Origin of the sequence: Streptomyces sp. TG1A-60, assembly GCF_037201975.1 — a bacterium.
GTDB lineage: Bacteria > Actinomycetota > Actinomycetes > Streptomycetales > Streptomycetaceae > Streptomyces.
On sequence record NZ_CP147520.1, the window covers coordinates 372,190 to 387,649 of the forward strand.

At 69.0% G+C, this 15,460-nt stretch carries 17 protein-coding genes; 15 read left to right on the forward strand and 2 right to left on the reverse strand.

What is annotated here, in order from left to right; translation table 11 throughout:
* The first annotated feature begins 8 nt into the window (after positions 1-8).
* The 10 genes from WBG99_RS00945 to WBG99_RS00990 all read left to right on the forward strand — a co-directional run bounded on the left by WBG99_RS00945 (position 9) and on the right by WBG99_RS00990 (position 6,467).
* Entirely contained in the window at positions 9-479 is a 471-nt protein-coding gene (locus tag WBG99_RS00945; protein WP_338894445.1) for a GtrA family protein, read from the forward strand.
* Positions 480-516: 37 nt separating this feature from the next.
* The gene (locus WBG99_RS00950) at positions 517-1,896 is read left to right on the forward strand and encodes a hypothetical protein (RefSeq protein ID WP_338894446.1); all 1,380 of its coding nucleotides are present in this window, start codon (positions 517-519) and stop codon (positions 1,894-1,896) included.
* Positions 1,897-2,027: 131 nt separating this feature from the next.
* Positions 2,028-2,384 carry a transposase gene (locus tag WBG99_RS00955; RefSeq protein ID WP_338894447.1) on the forward strand — a complete coding sequence of 119 codons (357 nt, stop codon included), beginning with the start codon at positions 2,028-2,030 and terminating at the stop codon, positions 2,382-2,384.
* A 274-nt stretch (positions 2,385-2,658) separates the two neighbouring features.
* Positions 2,659-3,717, forward strand: coding sequence for a site-specific integrase (locus WBG99_RS00960; RefSeq protein ID WP_338894448.1), 1,059 nt, complete (start codon positions 2,659-2,661; stop codon positions 3,715-3,717).
* Positions 3,714-4,028: a helix-turn-helix transcriptional regulator gene (locus WBG99_RS00965; RefSeq protein WP_338894449.1), complete on the forward strand. Its 315-nt coding sequence runs from the start codon at positions 3,714-3,716 to the stop codon at positions 4,026-4,028. The genes WBG99_RS00960 and WBG99_RS00965 overlap by 4 nt, the downstream gene beginning before the upstream one ends.
* Positions 4,029-4,457: 429 nt before the next feature.
* Positions 4,458-4,898, forward strand: a complete 441-nt coding sequence (locus tag WBG99_RS00970) for a hypothetical protein (RefSeq protein ID WP_338894450.1) — start codon at positions 4,458-4,460, stop codon at positions 4,896-4,898.
* Between the two features lie 55 nt (positions 4,899-4,953).
* Positions 4,954-5,289, forward strand: a complete 336-nt coding sequence (locus WBG99_RS00975) for a hypothetical protein (protein ID WP_338894451.1) — start codon at positions 4,954-4,956, stop codon at positions 5,287-5,289.
* A gap of 191 nt (positions 5,290-5,480) precedes the next feature.
* On the forward strand, positions 5,481-5,621 hold the full coding sequence (locus tag WBG99_RS00980; protein WP_338894452.1) for a hypothetical protein: 141 nt from the start codon (positions 5,481-5,483) through the stop codon (positions 5,619-5,621).
* Between the two features lie 121 nt (positions 5,622-5,742).
* Positions 5,743-6,234: a hypothetical protein gene (locus tag WBG99_RS00985; protein ID WP_338894453.1), complete on the forward strand. Its 492-nt coding sequence runs from the start codon at positions 5,743-5,745 to the stop codon at positions 6,232-6,234.
* Positions 6,231-6,467: a hypothetical protein gene (locus tag WBG99_RS00990; RefSeq protein WP_338894454.1), complete on the forward strand. Its 237-nt coding sequence runs from the start codon at positions 6,231-6,233 to the stop codon at positions 6,465-6,467. Before WBG99_RS00985 ends, WBG99_RS00990 begins: the two co-directional genes overlap by 4 nt.
* 139 nt (positions 6,468-6,606) lie before the next feature.
* Here WBG99_RS00990 and WBG99_RS00995 read toward each other — a convergent pair whose 3' ends face one another.
* A complete protein-coding gene (locus WBG99_RS00995) occupies positions 6,607-7,584 on the reverse strand; it encodes a peptidase (RefSeq protein ID WP_338894455.1) in 978 nt (325 codons plus the stop codon).
* Positions 7,585-8,452: 868 nt separating this feature from the next.
* Positions 8,453-8,902, reverse strand: coding sequence for a spore-associated protein (locus WBG99_RS01000; protein ID WP_338894456.1), 450 nt, complete (start codon positions 8,900-8,902; stop codon positions 8,453-8,455).
* 453 nt (positions 8,903-9,355) lie between these two features.
* On the opposite strand from WBG99_RS01000, the gene WBG99_RS01005 reads away from it, so the two are divergent.
* From WBG99_RS01005 to hemC, 5 genes are all read left to right on the forward strand, one after another.
* Positions 9,356-10,669, forward strand: a complete 1,314-nt coding sequence (locus WBG99_RS01005) for a GDSL-type esterase/lipase family protein (protein WP_338894457.1) — start codon at positions 9,356-9,358, stop codon at positions 10,667-10,669.
* Positions 10,670-10,771: 102 nt separating this feature from the next.
* Positions 10,772-10,906: a hypothetical protein gene (locus tag WBG99_RS01010; RefSeq protein ID WP_338894458.1), complete on the forward strand. Its 135-nt coding sequence runs from the start codon at positions 10,772-10,774 to the stop codon at positions 10,904-10,906.
* 31 nt (positions 10,907-10,937) lie between these two features.
* Positions 10,938-11,279: a VOC family protein gene (locus WBG99_RS01015; RefSeq protein WP_338894459.1), complete on the forward strand. Its 342-nt coding sequence runs from the start codon at positions 10,938-10,940 to the stop codon at positions 11,277-11,279.
* A 392-nt stretch (positions 11,280-11,671) separates the two neighbouring features.
* On the forward strand, positions 11,672-13,825 hold the full coding sequence (locus WBG99_RS01020) for a SpoIIE family protein phosphatase (RefSeq protein ID WP_338894460.1): 2,154 nt from the start codon (positions 11,672-11,674) through the stop codon (positions 13,823-13,825).
* Positions 13,826-14,467: 642 nt separating this feature from the next.
* Entirely contained in the window at positions 14,468-15,400 is a 933-nt protein-coding gene (gene hemC / locus WBG99_RS01025; protein WP_338894461.1) for a hydroxymethylbilane synthase, read from the forward strand.
* Positions 15,401-15,460: the final 60 nt, after the last annotated feature.

The window sequence follows — 15,460 nt, forward strand, 5'->3', positions numbered from 1 at the left end:
CTCGCCGTGTGCCGGTCCTCGCATCTGTGACGCTGCGTCTGCGTGACGCCGTCAGGGGCGTCTGGCACGAGGCCGCCAAGTTCGGGGCTGTCGGGGCGCTGGCCTTCATTGTGGACAACGGCGGTTACAACCTGCTGGTCTTCGGTCTCCCCGGCGGCGCGGAGGGTGGAGTGATGCGGGCCGCCCCAGTCCAGGCGTCCGTCCTCGCGACGGGCGGTGCGACGCTGTTCAGCTGGGTGGGGAACCGCTACTGGACATACCGCCAACGGCATCGCGAGAAGGTTACCCAGGAACTGGCCCTGTTCCTGGTTGCGAACATCCTCGGTGTCGCCATCACAGCGGGCACGGTCTTTGCCTCACGGCACCTGCTCGGGCTGGAGTCGGTACTCAGCGACAATGCCGCCCGCCTCTTCGGCTGGGTCCTCGCCACCCTGTTCCGCTTCTTCGCCTACCGGCGCTACGTCTTCGTCGCGCCCTGATCCGTGCGGTGCCGTAGACACTGTTAGCATCCGCCATATGGGACAAAAAGCATGGATTCAGGGTGAAAAGCTCTGGGTCTGGGGTCTGGGTGCTGTTGCCGCGGTGTGTTGCCTGGCCACCACCGCCGTCTTCGCCCCGGGGTACATGAGTCCCGACAGCATCGACCAGTTGCAGCAAGCCATGGGCAGGACGCCGCTGACCGACTGGCACCCGCCCGTGCTGAGCCTGGTGTGGCGTGCGCTCATCGCGGTCACCGGCATGCCCGCGTCCTTGGCCGCCCTGCAGTCCGTCATCTTCTGGGGCGCCTTGTGGGGGGTGGCCTGGTGCGTCTGGGACCTGACCGCGAGCCGTGCCGGTTCGCTCGCCGTCCTCGGTCTTGGGCTGACTCCCCCCGTCGTGACGTTCCTCGGCGTGGTGTGGAAGGACGTCCACGCAGCCATCGCACTGCTCGCCGCCTGCGCGGTGGCGCTCGTGGGGCTGCGACTGCGAGACAGTCGCCCTCCCACCGCGATGCGCTGGGCTCTGCTCTGGCTGGGCGTGCTCTTCCTCGCCTACGCCATCCTCGTGCGCAAGAACGCGTTCTTCGCCGCGATTCCGGTGTTCGCCCTGCTCGTCCTCGCCCTGTGGCGGACCCCCGGGCGCCGCACCTGGGCCACATGCACAGCGGCACTCGTAGCCGGCCTCGTCCTGCCCGCCGCCGCGATCTCCTGGATCGCACAGCCCGTACAGACGAAACAGGGCGCACAGATCATGCTCGACGACCTGGTCCACGTTCTTACCGTGGAGGAACTGAGGTCGGCGAACGTACCGCCGGACCTTCGCAACCGCCTCGTGGCCGCTGCGGAGGAGTGTGACCGCATGGGCGCCCTGTCGGACGCCTACTGGGCCTGCTACGAACGCCCGGCGGACGGGTTGATCGGGGACTCCGGCCATATCACGTCCCTGTGGCTACGTGAGATGAGCGGACACGTCCCCGGCTATCTCCAGTACCGGCTGAGGCTCTTCACAGGCCTGCTTTTCGAGACCGGCTACCCGTACCAGTCAGGGGTCTGGAGTAACGACCTGGGAATGGAGGTGGCCCACCCCTGGCTGGAAGGCACGCTCGAGTCGTACGTCAGCGGCGCGGTCACGGATCTGCGGCCGCTCTTTCGGGGGTGGTTCTGGCTTGCCGCGGCGCTCGTGCTCGCCGTCCGTCCGGGCAGGGGGACGTTCTGCCTGCCGATCCGGGCGCTGGGCATCAGCTCGGCCGTCTACATCCTCGGCTACCTGCCCATCATGCCGGCGACGAACTACCGCTACATCTACTGGCCGGCCCTCGCCTGCACGCTCGGTCTCCTTCTGCTCTGGCTGGACCGTGACAGAGCCGTCCTGCCGAGGACCGTGTCCGATGTGGTGCGGCGTCGAGCAGCTGCATGACGCGGATGCGGGGCTCGGTGAGACCACCACGTCCAGCGACGGCCAGGACCGCATGCTGCTGTCCGGCGCGGTCCGGCGGGCCGGATGCCCACGATCAGACCGCCCTACCCACCGAAGACATCGCCGAGCGGTTGCGGACCCGCCCCACGGTCAAGGCCAAGGTCGACTCCGGGTACCAGGGACTGGCCAAGGAGTTCCCCGGCCAGGTCGGCGCACCGCCGAAGAAACCCGCGGACGAGGCGTGCGACGGGGACAAACACGCCTGGCAGAAGGCCAGGCGCCGCCAGTCCTCAGCCCGGACCTGCGTCGAGCACACCAACGCCGGGCTCCACCAGTGGGCAGCCCTGCGCAGATCCACCAGACGGCGCGACACCTACGCCGAGACCCACCTCGCGATCGCCGGATTCGTCTCCGACCGATCCGCCCAGCGGGCCACCCGCCGACAGACGAGCACCGAACTCGTCCTCGCCCGCGACACCGCCTGCTGATCACCCACCAGCCGAACCGCCAGGCCAGCACACCCGAATCTCAAGCTCCCCCGAGATAGTTGCTCTTATCGCCGTCTGCAGAATTGGTCACGGCCCCGTCCTACCGGTGCGATCGGGAAAGGCCCCGTTCCGTGGGAGCCGGGACTGGCACCTTGCTCGCCTCTCCATCGCAGCCGGTCGCGTCAGGACAACTCCGGTGCGATCCGTATGCCGCCGCGCACGTGACCGCCGACGCCCCGGGGGGCTGCGGTCCCCAGAAGGTGTGCCGGTGGCCGTGGCGAGACTGCAGGTCATCGCGGGCGGGGCCGTCCCGCAGGAGCCGCTGGCGACGGACCCGTGGCAGTTCCAGGCCGCGTGCGTCGATGCGTTCGTCGCCTCCTGGCGGGCCCGCGGGTTAAGCTCGGTGACCATCGACAACGACGTCGGTCTGCTGGAGCGCTCCCTGGCGGCGCTAGGGCGGCCCGCGTGGGAGGTGACGCCGGAGGACATCGACCGCGTGGTCGGTGACCTGGCGGTGAAGGGTCGGGCGACGTCCACCCGGCGTGAGTATGTGCAGATCTTCAAGGGCTTCCACCGGTTCCTGCAGGCCCGCAAGGCATTCGGAATCGAGGCCGCGTTCAGAGTCCGCCTCGTCTGCCCAGTCGACGAGTTCAACGCCTCCCGGCACGTCGGCGACGACTCCCCGGCCCTGCTGCCGCCTCCGACACCGGAGCGGGTGACGGAGTTCTCCGACTTCATGAAGCAGCGGATCGCCACCGCGAGAAAGTACGGACCCGCCGCCCGGGACTATGCGATGTTCCGGACGCTGTATCACGCTGGGCTCCGCTCCGAGGAAGCGTCGCTCCTGGAGAAGCCGGACCTGCACTTCACCCGAGGCCCGTTCGGCAAGCTCCACGTCCGCTTCGGCAAGGGAGCCCACACGTCCGGGCCGCGGCCTCGGTGGGTGCCTATGCTCGACGGCCTGGACCTGGTGCTGCGGTGGTTCCTGGAGGACGTGCGGCCCAGGTTCCCCGACTCGCCGGTGCTCTTCGCCGACGAGTCCGGCGGCAGCCTGCATCGCGGGACCATCCGCAACCGGCTCCGCTATCTGATGGAACTCGAAGGACGCCCGGCATCCGAGCGGTTCAGCCCGCATGCTCTGCGAAGAGCTTGCGCGACGCACAACTACGAACGTGGCGTCGATCTCGTCGCGATCCAGCAGATGCTCGGTCACTGGACCGTCAGCTCGACCATGCGATATGTCCGGCCCTCCGCGACCTTCATCGAGGACGCCTATCAACGCGCGGTCGCCAGCACTTTGGCCGAGCTGACCGGGAAGGACACCACGGCATGAAGATCCAATGGCGGCTGCGGATGGCCGCCGCCCAGCGCGAGGTATGGACCGGCACGGAACTGCGGCGACTGCTGGCCGAGAAGGCCGGCCTGGAACTGTCCTCGGCATCGGTGTCCGCGCTGTTCACCAAGGAACCCGCTCAAGTGAAGATGACCACGCTGGCCGCGTTGTGCACCGCGCTGGAGTGCACCCCCAACGACCTGATCGAGGTCGACACCACCCCCGTCGAACGGCCCATCGCACCTCCTCGTCCAGTTGCCGACCTGCCGCAGGCTGCCTCTGCCCGGGGCCGGTCGATGCCGCCATTGTGATCAGCAGGCTGCGATGGGCAAGAAGCAACGCGACTGCGTCACCTGTGGTGCCCCCGTCGGATATCTCGACCGCCAGCACTGCTGCCGGTGCTGGCGCAGGCTGAACGAGCGGCCCACCAAGGCGACTTGCCCCGGCTGCGGCCGAGACCGCGTCCTGCAGCAGGACACCGGCCGGTGCATCATCTGCTCACGGGTCTGCGAGGAATGCGGCCACCCCGTCCGGTCATCGCAGAACCGTCTGTGCCGCGACTGCCGGCGCAAGGCCGATCAGCGGGCGGCCCAGCAGACGTGCCCGCGCTGCCGCAGGCCCGGCTATCTGCGCGAGACGACCGTCTGGTGCGGCCACTGTTCACGGCCCCGGCAGCAGAAACAGCCTCCGAGGACCTGCCGCGAGTGCGGTCAGTTGCGGCGACAAGCCGGATTGGGGCTGTGCTCGGCCTGCTGGCAAAAGCACCCTGGCCGTCCCTTCGTCCGCTCGTCCGCGGGGAACACCTCCGCGACCGGCTCGCCGATCCACCTTCCTGGCTGGGGGACTTTGTCGCTCATGTCGCTGCCCGGCACTGCACCGCCAGAGCCTGCGGCTTCGTCACCGACCTCGGCCGGCTCCTGGAAGACGGGCACTGCACCTCGCCCCAGGCCCTGCTGGAAGGATCGCGCAGGCCCGGACGGTCGATGGGCTCCTTCGCCCGCGCACTCGAGGACTTCTTCAGCCACCACCTGGCCCTGCCCACCGACCAGGCCGAACCGCTGCGGCAAGCCGTCGCCGCCTTCAACACCTCCCGGATACGGGCCCAGGACCGAGCCCGCCGAGCGGGCACCCGCCCTCGCAGCAATCACACCCTGGAGACGGCCCTGGCCCACCCTGCGTGACCTGGCCCTGTTCCTGGACGACGAACGGGACAAGAACACCTGGGCCCTCGTCGACGTGCACGACATCGAAGCCTTCCTGTCCACCCTGCCCCAGGGACGCAAGCGGCGGCTGACCGTGCTGCGGCAGTTCTTCCGCTTCGCGCGGTCCCAGAAGATGCTGCTGGTCGACCCCACCCGCCAGCTTGTCGCGAAGGAGACGAACGGCTTCCGCGGCCAGACCCTCGCCCTCGACCAGCAACGCGAGCTGTTCCGGCGGTGGACAGCCGGCAAGCACGTGCACCCGCATGAAGCGGTGATGGGCATGCTCGCCTTGCTGCATGGCGCCTCCAGCTCCGAAGTGCGGATGCTGAAGATCGACGACATCACCAGCAGGCCCATACGGTCCGGCTAGGGAAGCGGCCCCATCCCGTCCCCCTGGATCCCGCTTCCTGGACGGTGCTGCAGCGGTGCCTGGCCCACCGTGAGGCATGGCGGACGGATAACCCGCACGTCATGGTCACCAAAGGAACAAAAGCCGGGCGGAACCCGGCCTCAACTACCTATCTCTCCCACGTTCTTGACGACTGCAGCTTCCCGCCCCGCATGATCCGCAGCACCCGTCTCGTCGACCTGGTGAACACCGTGGACCCCAAACTCGTCGCCGCGGCCTTCGGCATGGACCCGCAAGCCACCCTGATCTATCTCGCCGACCACGTCGACCCCGGGCGCCTGCCCGATCGCTGAGGGTCGGCCGGCGTCAGAGAATCCGCTGGTCACCACTCTCACCATCCCCCAGACTCGGAGGTGTGCGAGGGGCCCTCGGCGATCAGCGCAGGGAACCCGTGCCCGGAGAAGGGGAACGAGGATGGCCCACCTGCGACTCGCCTGGGTCCTGTCCGGACGTGGTTGGGCCGACTGCATCGTCAGCGACCACCAGGCGGAAGCCGAAGTCACGGCCTCCTACATCACCGCTGCCCCCGAAGATCTCTTGGCGGCAGCAACACGTCTGATCGTCGGCGAGACCGAGTGCCGAGCACAGTTCGAGGCCGAGCCCACCGCCTTCCGATGGATCTTCTACCGTGAAGGCACCAACGTGTGGATCCGCCTACTCGAGCTGGCCCGCGGCAGTGACCACGACAACACGGGGACCGAGATCTGGTCCACCCAGCAGAACATCGACGTCGTTGCCCGAGCAGTGATCCGTTGCTTCGACGAGGTCGTGAGGGAGTACGGCGAGAGCGCATACCGCGGCAAGTGGGGTGAGCACTTCCCTCGCACCGAGCTCGAAGCTCTCAGGACCGCGTGGCGCGAACATCGAGGCGACTGGGCAGCCTCTTCGACACCGTCGAACCCGTGAAGTTTCGGCAGCACCTGGCACAGGTTCGCCGGAACATGTGCGCTTTGCCGAACGACTCGTTAGAGGCGATGGCGACGCTGTTCTTCTCCTCCCGCAGCTTCTTCACCAAGCCGATCTCCGACAGCCCGCTTGCGCTGGCCGCGCTCTCCATGGTGGCTCCGCTGTACCGCTCTGGCGGCGCGGCGGGCCGTGATTCCGGCGGCGGACGAGCGGGTCGACGCCTGACCGGCTGAGACAAGCGGGAAGCCGGCTTCCGGACAGCCGGCCCTCGGGCGGCGGTGCCGTAACCCACGGCACCGCCGCCCTGCCGTCGTATGCGGGACGGCAGGGGCCTCGCAAGCTACGGCGCGGCCAGCACGATCTGACCGGTGGTCAGGACGATTGCGCGGTCTGGTACAGGTTCTGCGCGTCGGTGCCGAAGTACGGCCCATACATCCGGTTCGGCAGGAAATTGTACTTGAAGCTGTTCACCGAGGACAGCAGGCCGGTGCCCGTGGACTCGTTGAACTGGGTGAACCAGGGGCCGCCGCTGGAGCCGCCGGTCATGTTGCAGTTCATGCCGTGGTCGTTGGAGAGCAGGAAGTCACGGTTGGTGGTTCCGCTGCAGTAGATGAACTTCTCCCCGTCGTACGGGGAGGCGGCGGGGAACCCGAAGGCATACATGGCCTGGTTGTAGCCGGTGTTGAAGGCCAGCCCCTGCCCGCCGACGACATCCGTCAGCAGCCTCCCGTCCAGCGGGGCGACCACGGCCGCGCCGACGTCGTAGTTGATGTCCTCGCTCGCGGTCCACTGCGGCGTGGACAACGTCTTCGTGGCACTCCACCTGCCGTACGGGGCCTGTCCGTCGTGGTAGCCGGGCACGAAGACCCAGTTGGTGTGCCAGGCGCCCTCCAGCTTCACGCAGTGCCCAGCAGTGATCACGGTGCTCTTGTTGGCGCTGGTGACGGCATTGCCGGAACACGAGGCCGTACGTCCCTGGTAGGTGAAGAACACCCGTCCGGCCGTGGACACCACGGCCCCGCCACCGGTCCAGGGCCCACCACTGTTGGGGAAGGCCAGCGCCCCGACATCGTTCAGGGCGCCCGGGAGGGTCGGGGCGATGGTCCTCTCCTTGCCCTTGGCTAGCGAGGGGACCTCCACCTGGGCGCGGTCCACGGGCAGTAGATCCAGCGGAGCGGCTTGACGCATCCGCTCCGCGGTCCAGAACGAGGCGGGGTCCGCCGCGGCCGTGGCCGCCCCGGCAGGCGAAGCGAACACGCCGGTGCCGAGCAACGCGGTGGCGCCGAACAGGGCGGCGAGGACGGAGCGGGACTTGCGGAGGGGGCGGGACACGCGGCGTATGTCTCTCACGCGTACTCCTTCTGCGGTGGGGGACGAGGACGAACTCGCGCAACGCAGAGTGCCAGCCCACCTGAAAATTCGACAGGTGCACGTCACGATGGGCGTAAAATCAACCCTTAACCGGTACGCGCGACCCATACTTGTGGCTCTTCAAGGGGCCTTTGCGGAGTTGCGGGCTTCGTGCGACGGCGGTGGACCGGTGCGCGGGGTTCGGGCACTGCGACGTGAGATTGCTCTGCGGCGATGATCGTCATTTTTCCTGGTCGTCCTGGCGCTGTTGGGCGGAGTCCACTGGTGTCTGTGGCGCCGTCTGGTCCGCGACACGACCGCGAAGGAGGCCAACACCCGCCGCATCGGCACGGCGGTGGCCTTCGTCTTCCCCTACTGACGCTCGCCGCCTTCCTCTCCAGCCGGGCGGGCGTTCCCTTCGCGGTTCAGCGGGTGCTGCCGCTAGGGAGGTGCGACTCCGGAGCCGATCGAACGGCGAGGGGCTGTACCAGGTCATCGGCAACGTCGGCCGCCTGGCTACAGGGCCGCGACGAGTACGTCGCCGCCTGGGCATGACGCGCCCGCCGGAACGCACGCCTGGACGGAGGTCGGCCGGGCAGCGTCGGCGGCTCCTGGTCAGCCGTGCCGGGCAGTTCGCCCCCGCGTAGCGACGCTGAGGTCGTCACCCGCAGCCCGGCGCCAACGGCGGCCGGGCTGCGGGTCGCGGTCGTGAACAGCCTGCACGACCCGATGCAGGTCGACCTCCTACGAGTTCCCGCGCCACCTGCGGCTCATGAACGCCTTCCCATGACCGTCAGCGTCAAGGTCCGCAAGGGTCCAACTGCGGGAGGCGGCGGCGCGGGGGCTCACGGTCGGGTGATGAGCCCGATCAGCGGATTTCGGTGACCCGGTGTTCCTTCAGAGCAGCGCAGTTGGAGTTCTCCACCGACACGTACACGTTGTCGATGCTGCCGCCCCAGCTCACGCAGAAGCCCCTGCCGTAGACGTAGGCCGGCCCCGCATACGACGTGTAGGCCTCGGAGTCCCCGGCCCACTCGCCGGTGTCAGGGACATAGATGTACGCGGACATGTACTTGACCGCGCCCGGGTTGGCGCGGATGGTCGCGACGCAGTTCTTGCCGTTCGAGGAGTTGTACGTCAGGTAGACGGTGCCCAACGAGCCGATGGGCGCCGAGTTCACGGTCTTGTAGGCGCTGCCGCAGACGCCCTGCGGTGTGACGTTGGGTGCGGCGGAGGCAGTCGTGCCGAACGCGGTCATGGCGCCTACCGCCAGTGCGGTTAACGCCCCAGCAGCCGCGACATTGCGCGTGATTCTCATATTTCCCCCTTGTATCCACGAGAGCGCTTTGCTCCCACTTGATGTGACCTTCGAGCGGCACGGATGGTTGTGCCAGGTTCACACTGAGCTTCGACGGCCGCATATGGGCCAATTGACCGTCTCGGGAGCCGAGGCCGACCGGGCTGCTGGGTCGTCTGCTTCTTCCAGAGCACGCAGAAGTTCAGGACGAGGTACGCGACGCTCGGCTTCAGCGACCGGGCGCGGCTCGACGAAGGCACCATGCAGCCCACGGCCTATGCCCTGACGGAGCTGACCGCCGCCACGGAGGCACGGATCGGCGAACTCGTCAGGCAGGCAGGGGGCTGAGTCCGTGCCGGAATGGAAGATCACGCTCCGCGCCCGCCACGGCGGGCGCGGAGCGTGATCTTCACGAGAGGTGACCAACTCCCTTCCCTGCAGGCCCCTTGACCGTGAATCGTTTCACTGCTTCTGTTGAAAGGCTGTTCATGGGAGCGCTCCCACATTTGGAGAAAGGATACCCATGCAGACCTCCCCCACGTCCGCGCAGGACGAGGCCTCGCCGCCGCCCTCACAGCGGTACTCCTCGCCTGTCTGCTGTCCCTGGCCGGTACCACCCCGGCGCATGCCGCGCCGGGAGACGGTTCGGTCTCCGACCCCAACATCGTCTACGTCGGCCGGTGGGACACCGGTTCGGGTACGACGGCTGTCGCCAACTGGACCGGCGGGTACGTGCAGACGTCCTTCACCGGCACCACGGTGAAGGTGAAGGCCAGGAACGCGGTCAACTTCTACGTCAGCATCGACGGCGGGCCCGACGTCTTCCACGCGGGCGTACGCGGCACGGTGAACCTCACCCCCCGGTCCCTGCCCTCGGGCACCCACACCCTGCGGATCACCTACCGTTCCGGCGACACGGTATTCCAGGGCCTGATCCTGGACTCCGGCGCCCGCACGGTCGCTCCGAGCACACCATCCGGCCTGATCGAGTTCGTCGGCGACTCCATCACCGCGGGCGCCCTCACCGACCGGCTGGCGCTCGACTCGTACGCCTGGAAGACCGGCGAGCGACTGGGTATGCGGCACACACAGATCGCCCGCTCCGGCTACTGCCTGGTCGCCCGGTCCGGATGCACTGGTCTGCGTGACCAGTTCTTCAAGACGGCCAGTACGGGCGCCACCGACTGGGACTTCTCCCGCTACCGGGCGAGCGCGGTCGTCATCAACCTCGGCACCAACGACATCGGACGCGGAGTGTCCGGCGCCGCGTTCCAGTCGGCGTACACCACCTTCCTGCGTGACCTCCGCGCCACGTACCCCGACGCGGTCCTCTTCGCGGTGCAGACCCTCAAGAAGCGGTACGTCACCGAGACCAGGACCGCCGTCAACGCCCGCAACAGCGCTGGTGACGCCAAGGTCCGCTACGTGGACACGACGGGCTGGCTCACGGACGGCGCCGACTACGAGGACGGCAACGGGCACCCCAACGAGGCGGGCCACACCAAGTTCGCGAGCCGTCTGGCCCCCGTCATCAGCGCCTCCCTGAGCAACACGGCCTCCGCCTCCGCGGAGGCGGTCGCTGCCGGACAACCCGGCGACCCGAACATCAAGTTCGTCGGGCGCTGGGACCCCACCATTTCCGCCACCGCCTACACGCCCTACTGGGCCGGCGCGTACTACCACGACGCCCAGGCACATCGAGACCGGTGGCAGCTGGGCGGCCCATCCGAAGCTGTACACGGAGAAGGAGGGGCAGGAGGGGAAGAAGACCGTCCGGTACGCCGGTGACGGCGGTTCGGAGTGCGGCGCGGTCCTGGTCTCCCACGACGAGGTGACCGCACAGTGTACGCGCGTGCTGCGGCTGAAGAACGGCACGCCGCCCTCTGCGACATGATCACCCACAGGCCTGCGACCGCCACGACCGCCATCATCGGCGGCACCGGCCACCACCGGTCCGCCTACGGTGACGGCTACACCACCCTGAACAGCCCGCACGTCCACCTGAACGCAAACGTCGACGGGTGAGGCAGGGCGCCGCCGGACCTACCATGGCGTCATGGCCGTCGATCTCTTCGCAGGCATCCCGGTGAACGACTACGCGGCGGCGCTCGCCTGGTACGAGCGGCTGCTCGGCTCCCCGCCGATGTTCTTCCCGAACGACTCGGAGGCCGTGTGGGAGCTGGCTGAGCACCGGTACGTCTATATCGAGCATCGGCCCGGACGCGCCGGCCACGCCCTGCACACCGTCTTCGTCGACGACCTCGACACGCGCGTCGCCGGGATCAGCGACCGGGGCGTGGAGCCGAGGAGTCGCGAGACGTACGCGAACGGCGTACGCAAGGTCACGTATCTGGATCCGGACGGGAACGAGATCGGGCTCGGCGGCCCTCCACTGTGAACCGTCCGGGTGACGGGCCCGGCACCGGAGCCGAGGGCCCGGTGCCGGGCTCGTCGTCACCTGCCGGGGGGCCTCGCGGTCTCCGTGGGCTGCCATCCGGCCCTTCCCCTGGCTCGCTCCTCATCGACAGCGGCAACCGGCACCTGTTCGGCGGGCCCTGAGCGCGTGGGGCCGCGGCCGTGCGTGACGTCACCGGCATGCTGCCGTCGCACGGTAGGCGTATGGTCCGCATATGGGTGACATTCGGCGTATTTGGTACGTAGCTGTGTTGCCGTGGTCGCCCGGCCGTGTGTGCCGGTCCTGCCGACGGGCGCGTCGGCAGGAGGGCACCCGCGGGTCCTTCCGGTGCGCGGGCGTGCCTCATGGCCGTGCGGTCCGGGGAGGATGAGGACGTGGCGGGCCCTGGTGCCGTCGGATCGGACGGGAGCCTCGGTCCGGAGGTTCTGGAGACCGTGTTGCTCGACACGGCCCGGGAGAGCGGCGCATGCGTGACGGCGGTGTATCTGCTGCCTCCGGACGAGGCGGTGCTGCTGTTGGCGGTGCTGGGCGGGGTCCCCTGGGAGATCTCCATGCCCTGGGCGCGGGTGGCGCTGAAGGAGTCCTCGCCGGTGTCCGACGCGGTACGGGAGCGCCGTCTGCTGTGGGTGAGCGGCCAGGAGGAGCTGGCGCGCCGCTACCCCCGGCTGGCGCTGGTCGTGCCGTACCGCTTCACGCTGGCCGCCGCCCCCATCACCACGGGCACGGACACCTGGGGCGGGCTGGTGCTGCACTGGCCCGCCTCGCACCCGCCGCGGCTGAGTTCCCGGCAGCGCAAGGCGATCACCGGTGCCTGTCACCGGCTGGGCCTTCTTCTGCGGCGGGCAGCCGACGACGGTCACCCGGTGTGTCCCGGCGGCGAGCCGGTGATGCTGCCGCCGTTGCGGGCCCGTATCGCGGGACCGGCCGAGGCGCAGGCCGCGGTCGACTTCGCCGAGCGCCTTCCGGGCGGCTGCTGCTCGCTCGACGTGGACGGACGGATCACCTTCGTCAGCACCAAGGCCGCCGACCTGCTCGGCGCCGACCTGCCCGACCTGCTCGGCGCCAAGCCCTGGGAGGCCCTCCGCTGGCTGGACGACCCGACCACCGAGGACAGTTACCGGGCGGCCATGTTCAGCCGAGAACCGGTGTCCTTCATAGCGCTGCGCCCACCGAACCGATGGCTGTCCTTCAGCCTCGTACCGGACGCCTCCGGCATCAGCGTCCGCATCGCGCCCACCCACTCGTCCCACGCCCACGCTCAGGTCACGGCCTCTCCCCCTCCCCCACCGCGCCCGCCGTCTCCCGCCACACCGGGGCGGGCCACCACTCTGTACCACCTGATGCATCTGGCCGCCACGCTCACCGAAGCCGTCGGCGTACGCGACGTGGTCGACCAGGTGGCCGAACAGGTCCTGCCCGCCTTCGGTGCCGCGGCCCTCGCCGTGATGACCGCGGAGGAGGGCCGGCTGCAGATCATCGGCTACCGCGGTTACACCCCCGAGCTCATGAGGCACTTCGACGCCGCCCCCCTCACCTCGGACACCCCCGCCGTACGCGCTCTGACCTCGGGAGTTCCCGCCTTCTTCGCCACCTTCGCCGACCTCAAACGCGCCTATCCCCCGGCGGTCCTCCAGGACGACATGGCCGCCTGGGCGTTCCTCCCGCTGATCACCTCGGGACGCCCGGTCGGGTCCCTGGTCCTGGCCTACGAGCAGCCGCACCCGTTCGTCTCGGAGGAGCGCGCCGTCCTCATCTCCACCGCCGGGCTGATCGCCCAGGCCATGGACCGGGCCCGTCTGTACGACACCAAGCACCAGCTCGCCCACAACCTCCAGTCCGGCCTGCTGCCCCACACCCTGCCGCACGTCACCGGGCTGGACGTGGCCGCCCGCTATCTGCCGGCCACCCGTGGCATGGACATCGGCGGCGACTTCTACGACCTCATCCGCCTAGACACCACCACGGCCGCCGCGGCCATCGGCGACGTGCAGGGGCACAACGTCAACGCCGCCGCCCTCATGGGCCAGGTGCGCACCGCCGTCCACGCCACCGCCGGCGCACCCCCCAACGAAGTCCTCGCCCGTACGAACCGCCTGCTCACCGACCTCGACCCCGACCTGTTCACCAGCTGCCTCTACGTCCACCTCGACCTCGCCGCACGCACGGCCTGCCTGGCCACCGCCGGACACCCGCCCCCACTGCTGCGCCACCCCGACGGCCGCACCGAAGCCCTGCACCTGCCGCCCGGTCTCCTGCTGGGCATCGACCCCGAGGCCGCCTACGCGTCCACCGAGATCCCGCTGCCTCCCGGTTCCGTACTGGCCCTCTACACCGACGGACTCGTCGAAGCCCCCGGCACCGACATCGACGACGCGGTCGACGACCTCGCCCACGTACTCGCCCGCACCGAACCGGTCGGCCCTCGTGGCATGAACGCCGTCGCCGACACACTCATCCAGCACGCCCGTCGCTCGGCCCCGCGCAGCGACGACATCGCGCTCCTTCTCATCCACCCCGATCGCCGATGACTGCGAACAACCGATTGCCGTACAACCCCTGACCCATGCCGCATGTCTTCATCACCGACCAGGACACCGCAGCGCCGCAGACGCGGCAGAGCGCCTCGTCCACCCACGGTTCCGACTACAAGACCACCCTGACCGCAGCGCGTTCGGCGGAGGACGAGTACAGCGCCTCCGTGGAGCTGCAGGTGTACACCCGGTTCGGTGGCGCCTGGCAGGAGTCGGACCTCGTGACCGTGGATGACGTGGCCGGCTGGTTCTGGTACCCCCCTCACGGGCAAGGATGCCGTCTGCCTGCTCCCGACCGCCGGCACCGAGCCCGCCCCGCTGACCTTGAGCCTCCTGTTCACCCCCTCCCTCGGCTGCTCCGACCCCGCCCGCTTCGTGGTGAAGCAGGGCCGGGTCTACACCGGCTGGGCCGACAGGCACCACCCGCGTAGGCGTCGAGCCCACTCCCACACACCCCTCACGTTCACATAGCCGGGCAAGGCGTCGTCCACGGCCTCGGCCGCATGCCGACACGTCCCACAAGGGACACAGCAGCGACACGCTGTTCCTGTTCCCTCAGGACCCCTTCAGGTTGTTGCAGGGGGCACGGAAGCGTCGAGCGTGTCATCGGGACCGTGTGCGAGGGGCTATCGTGCCTTCATGTCGCAGGACCTGATTCGCATCGTCTCCCGAGACTCGCCCATGGCCCTGGCCCAGGTCGAGCGCGTCCGCGCCGAACTGGCCGTGCTTCACCCGGCACTTCGTACCGAGGTGATCCCGGTGAAGACGACCGGTGACAAGTGGATGGGCGATCTCTCCAAGGTCGAGGGCAAGGGCGCGTTCACCAAGGAGGTCGACGCCGCGCTCCTCGCGGGGGAGGCGGAGCTCGCCGTCCACTGTGTCAAGGACATTCCCGCCGACCGGCCCCTCCCGGCCGGCACGATGTTCGCCGCGTTCCTCAAGCGCGACGACATCCGCGACGCCCTGGTGGACCCCGCCGGACGCACCCTGGACGAGCTGCCCGCGGGCACACGCATCGGGACCTCCTCCGTGCGGCGGACCGCGCAACTGGCCGCGTCCCACCCGCACCTGGACTGTGTCCCGATCCGGGGCAACGCCAACCGGCGGCTGGAGAAACTCGCGGGCGGGGAGGCGGACGCCCTGCTTCTGGCCGTGTCCGGCCTGGAGCGGATCGGTCGCGCGGACGTGATCAGCGAGGTCCTGTCCGTCGAGACGATGATGCCGCCGATCGGTGCGGGCGTTCTGGCGCTCCAGTGCCGGGAGGACGACACCCTCACCATCGAGACCGTGAATGGGCTAGGCAACCCGAACACCCATCGTGAAACACTCGCCGAGCGCATGTTCCTGCATGTCCTCCAGGGTCACTGCAACAGTCCCATCGCCGGCTTCGCCCGCACGGACCGCAGCGGCGAACTCTCCCTGCGAGCCTGCGTGTTCACCCCGGACGGCAAGACCGTCCTCAACGCCCATGAGTGGGCCGGCCACCTCGACCCTGCGACCCTCGGCACGTCCGTCGCGGTCGCCCTTCTCCGTCAGGGAGCCCGAGACCTCATCGACGGTATCCCCCACTGACACCGTCCGCCTCTGTCCACGCTTGCCGGATCGTCGTGTGGTCGATCACCACGATGCCCT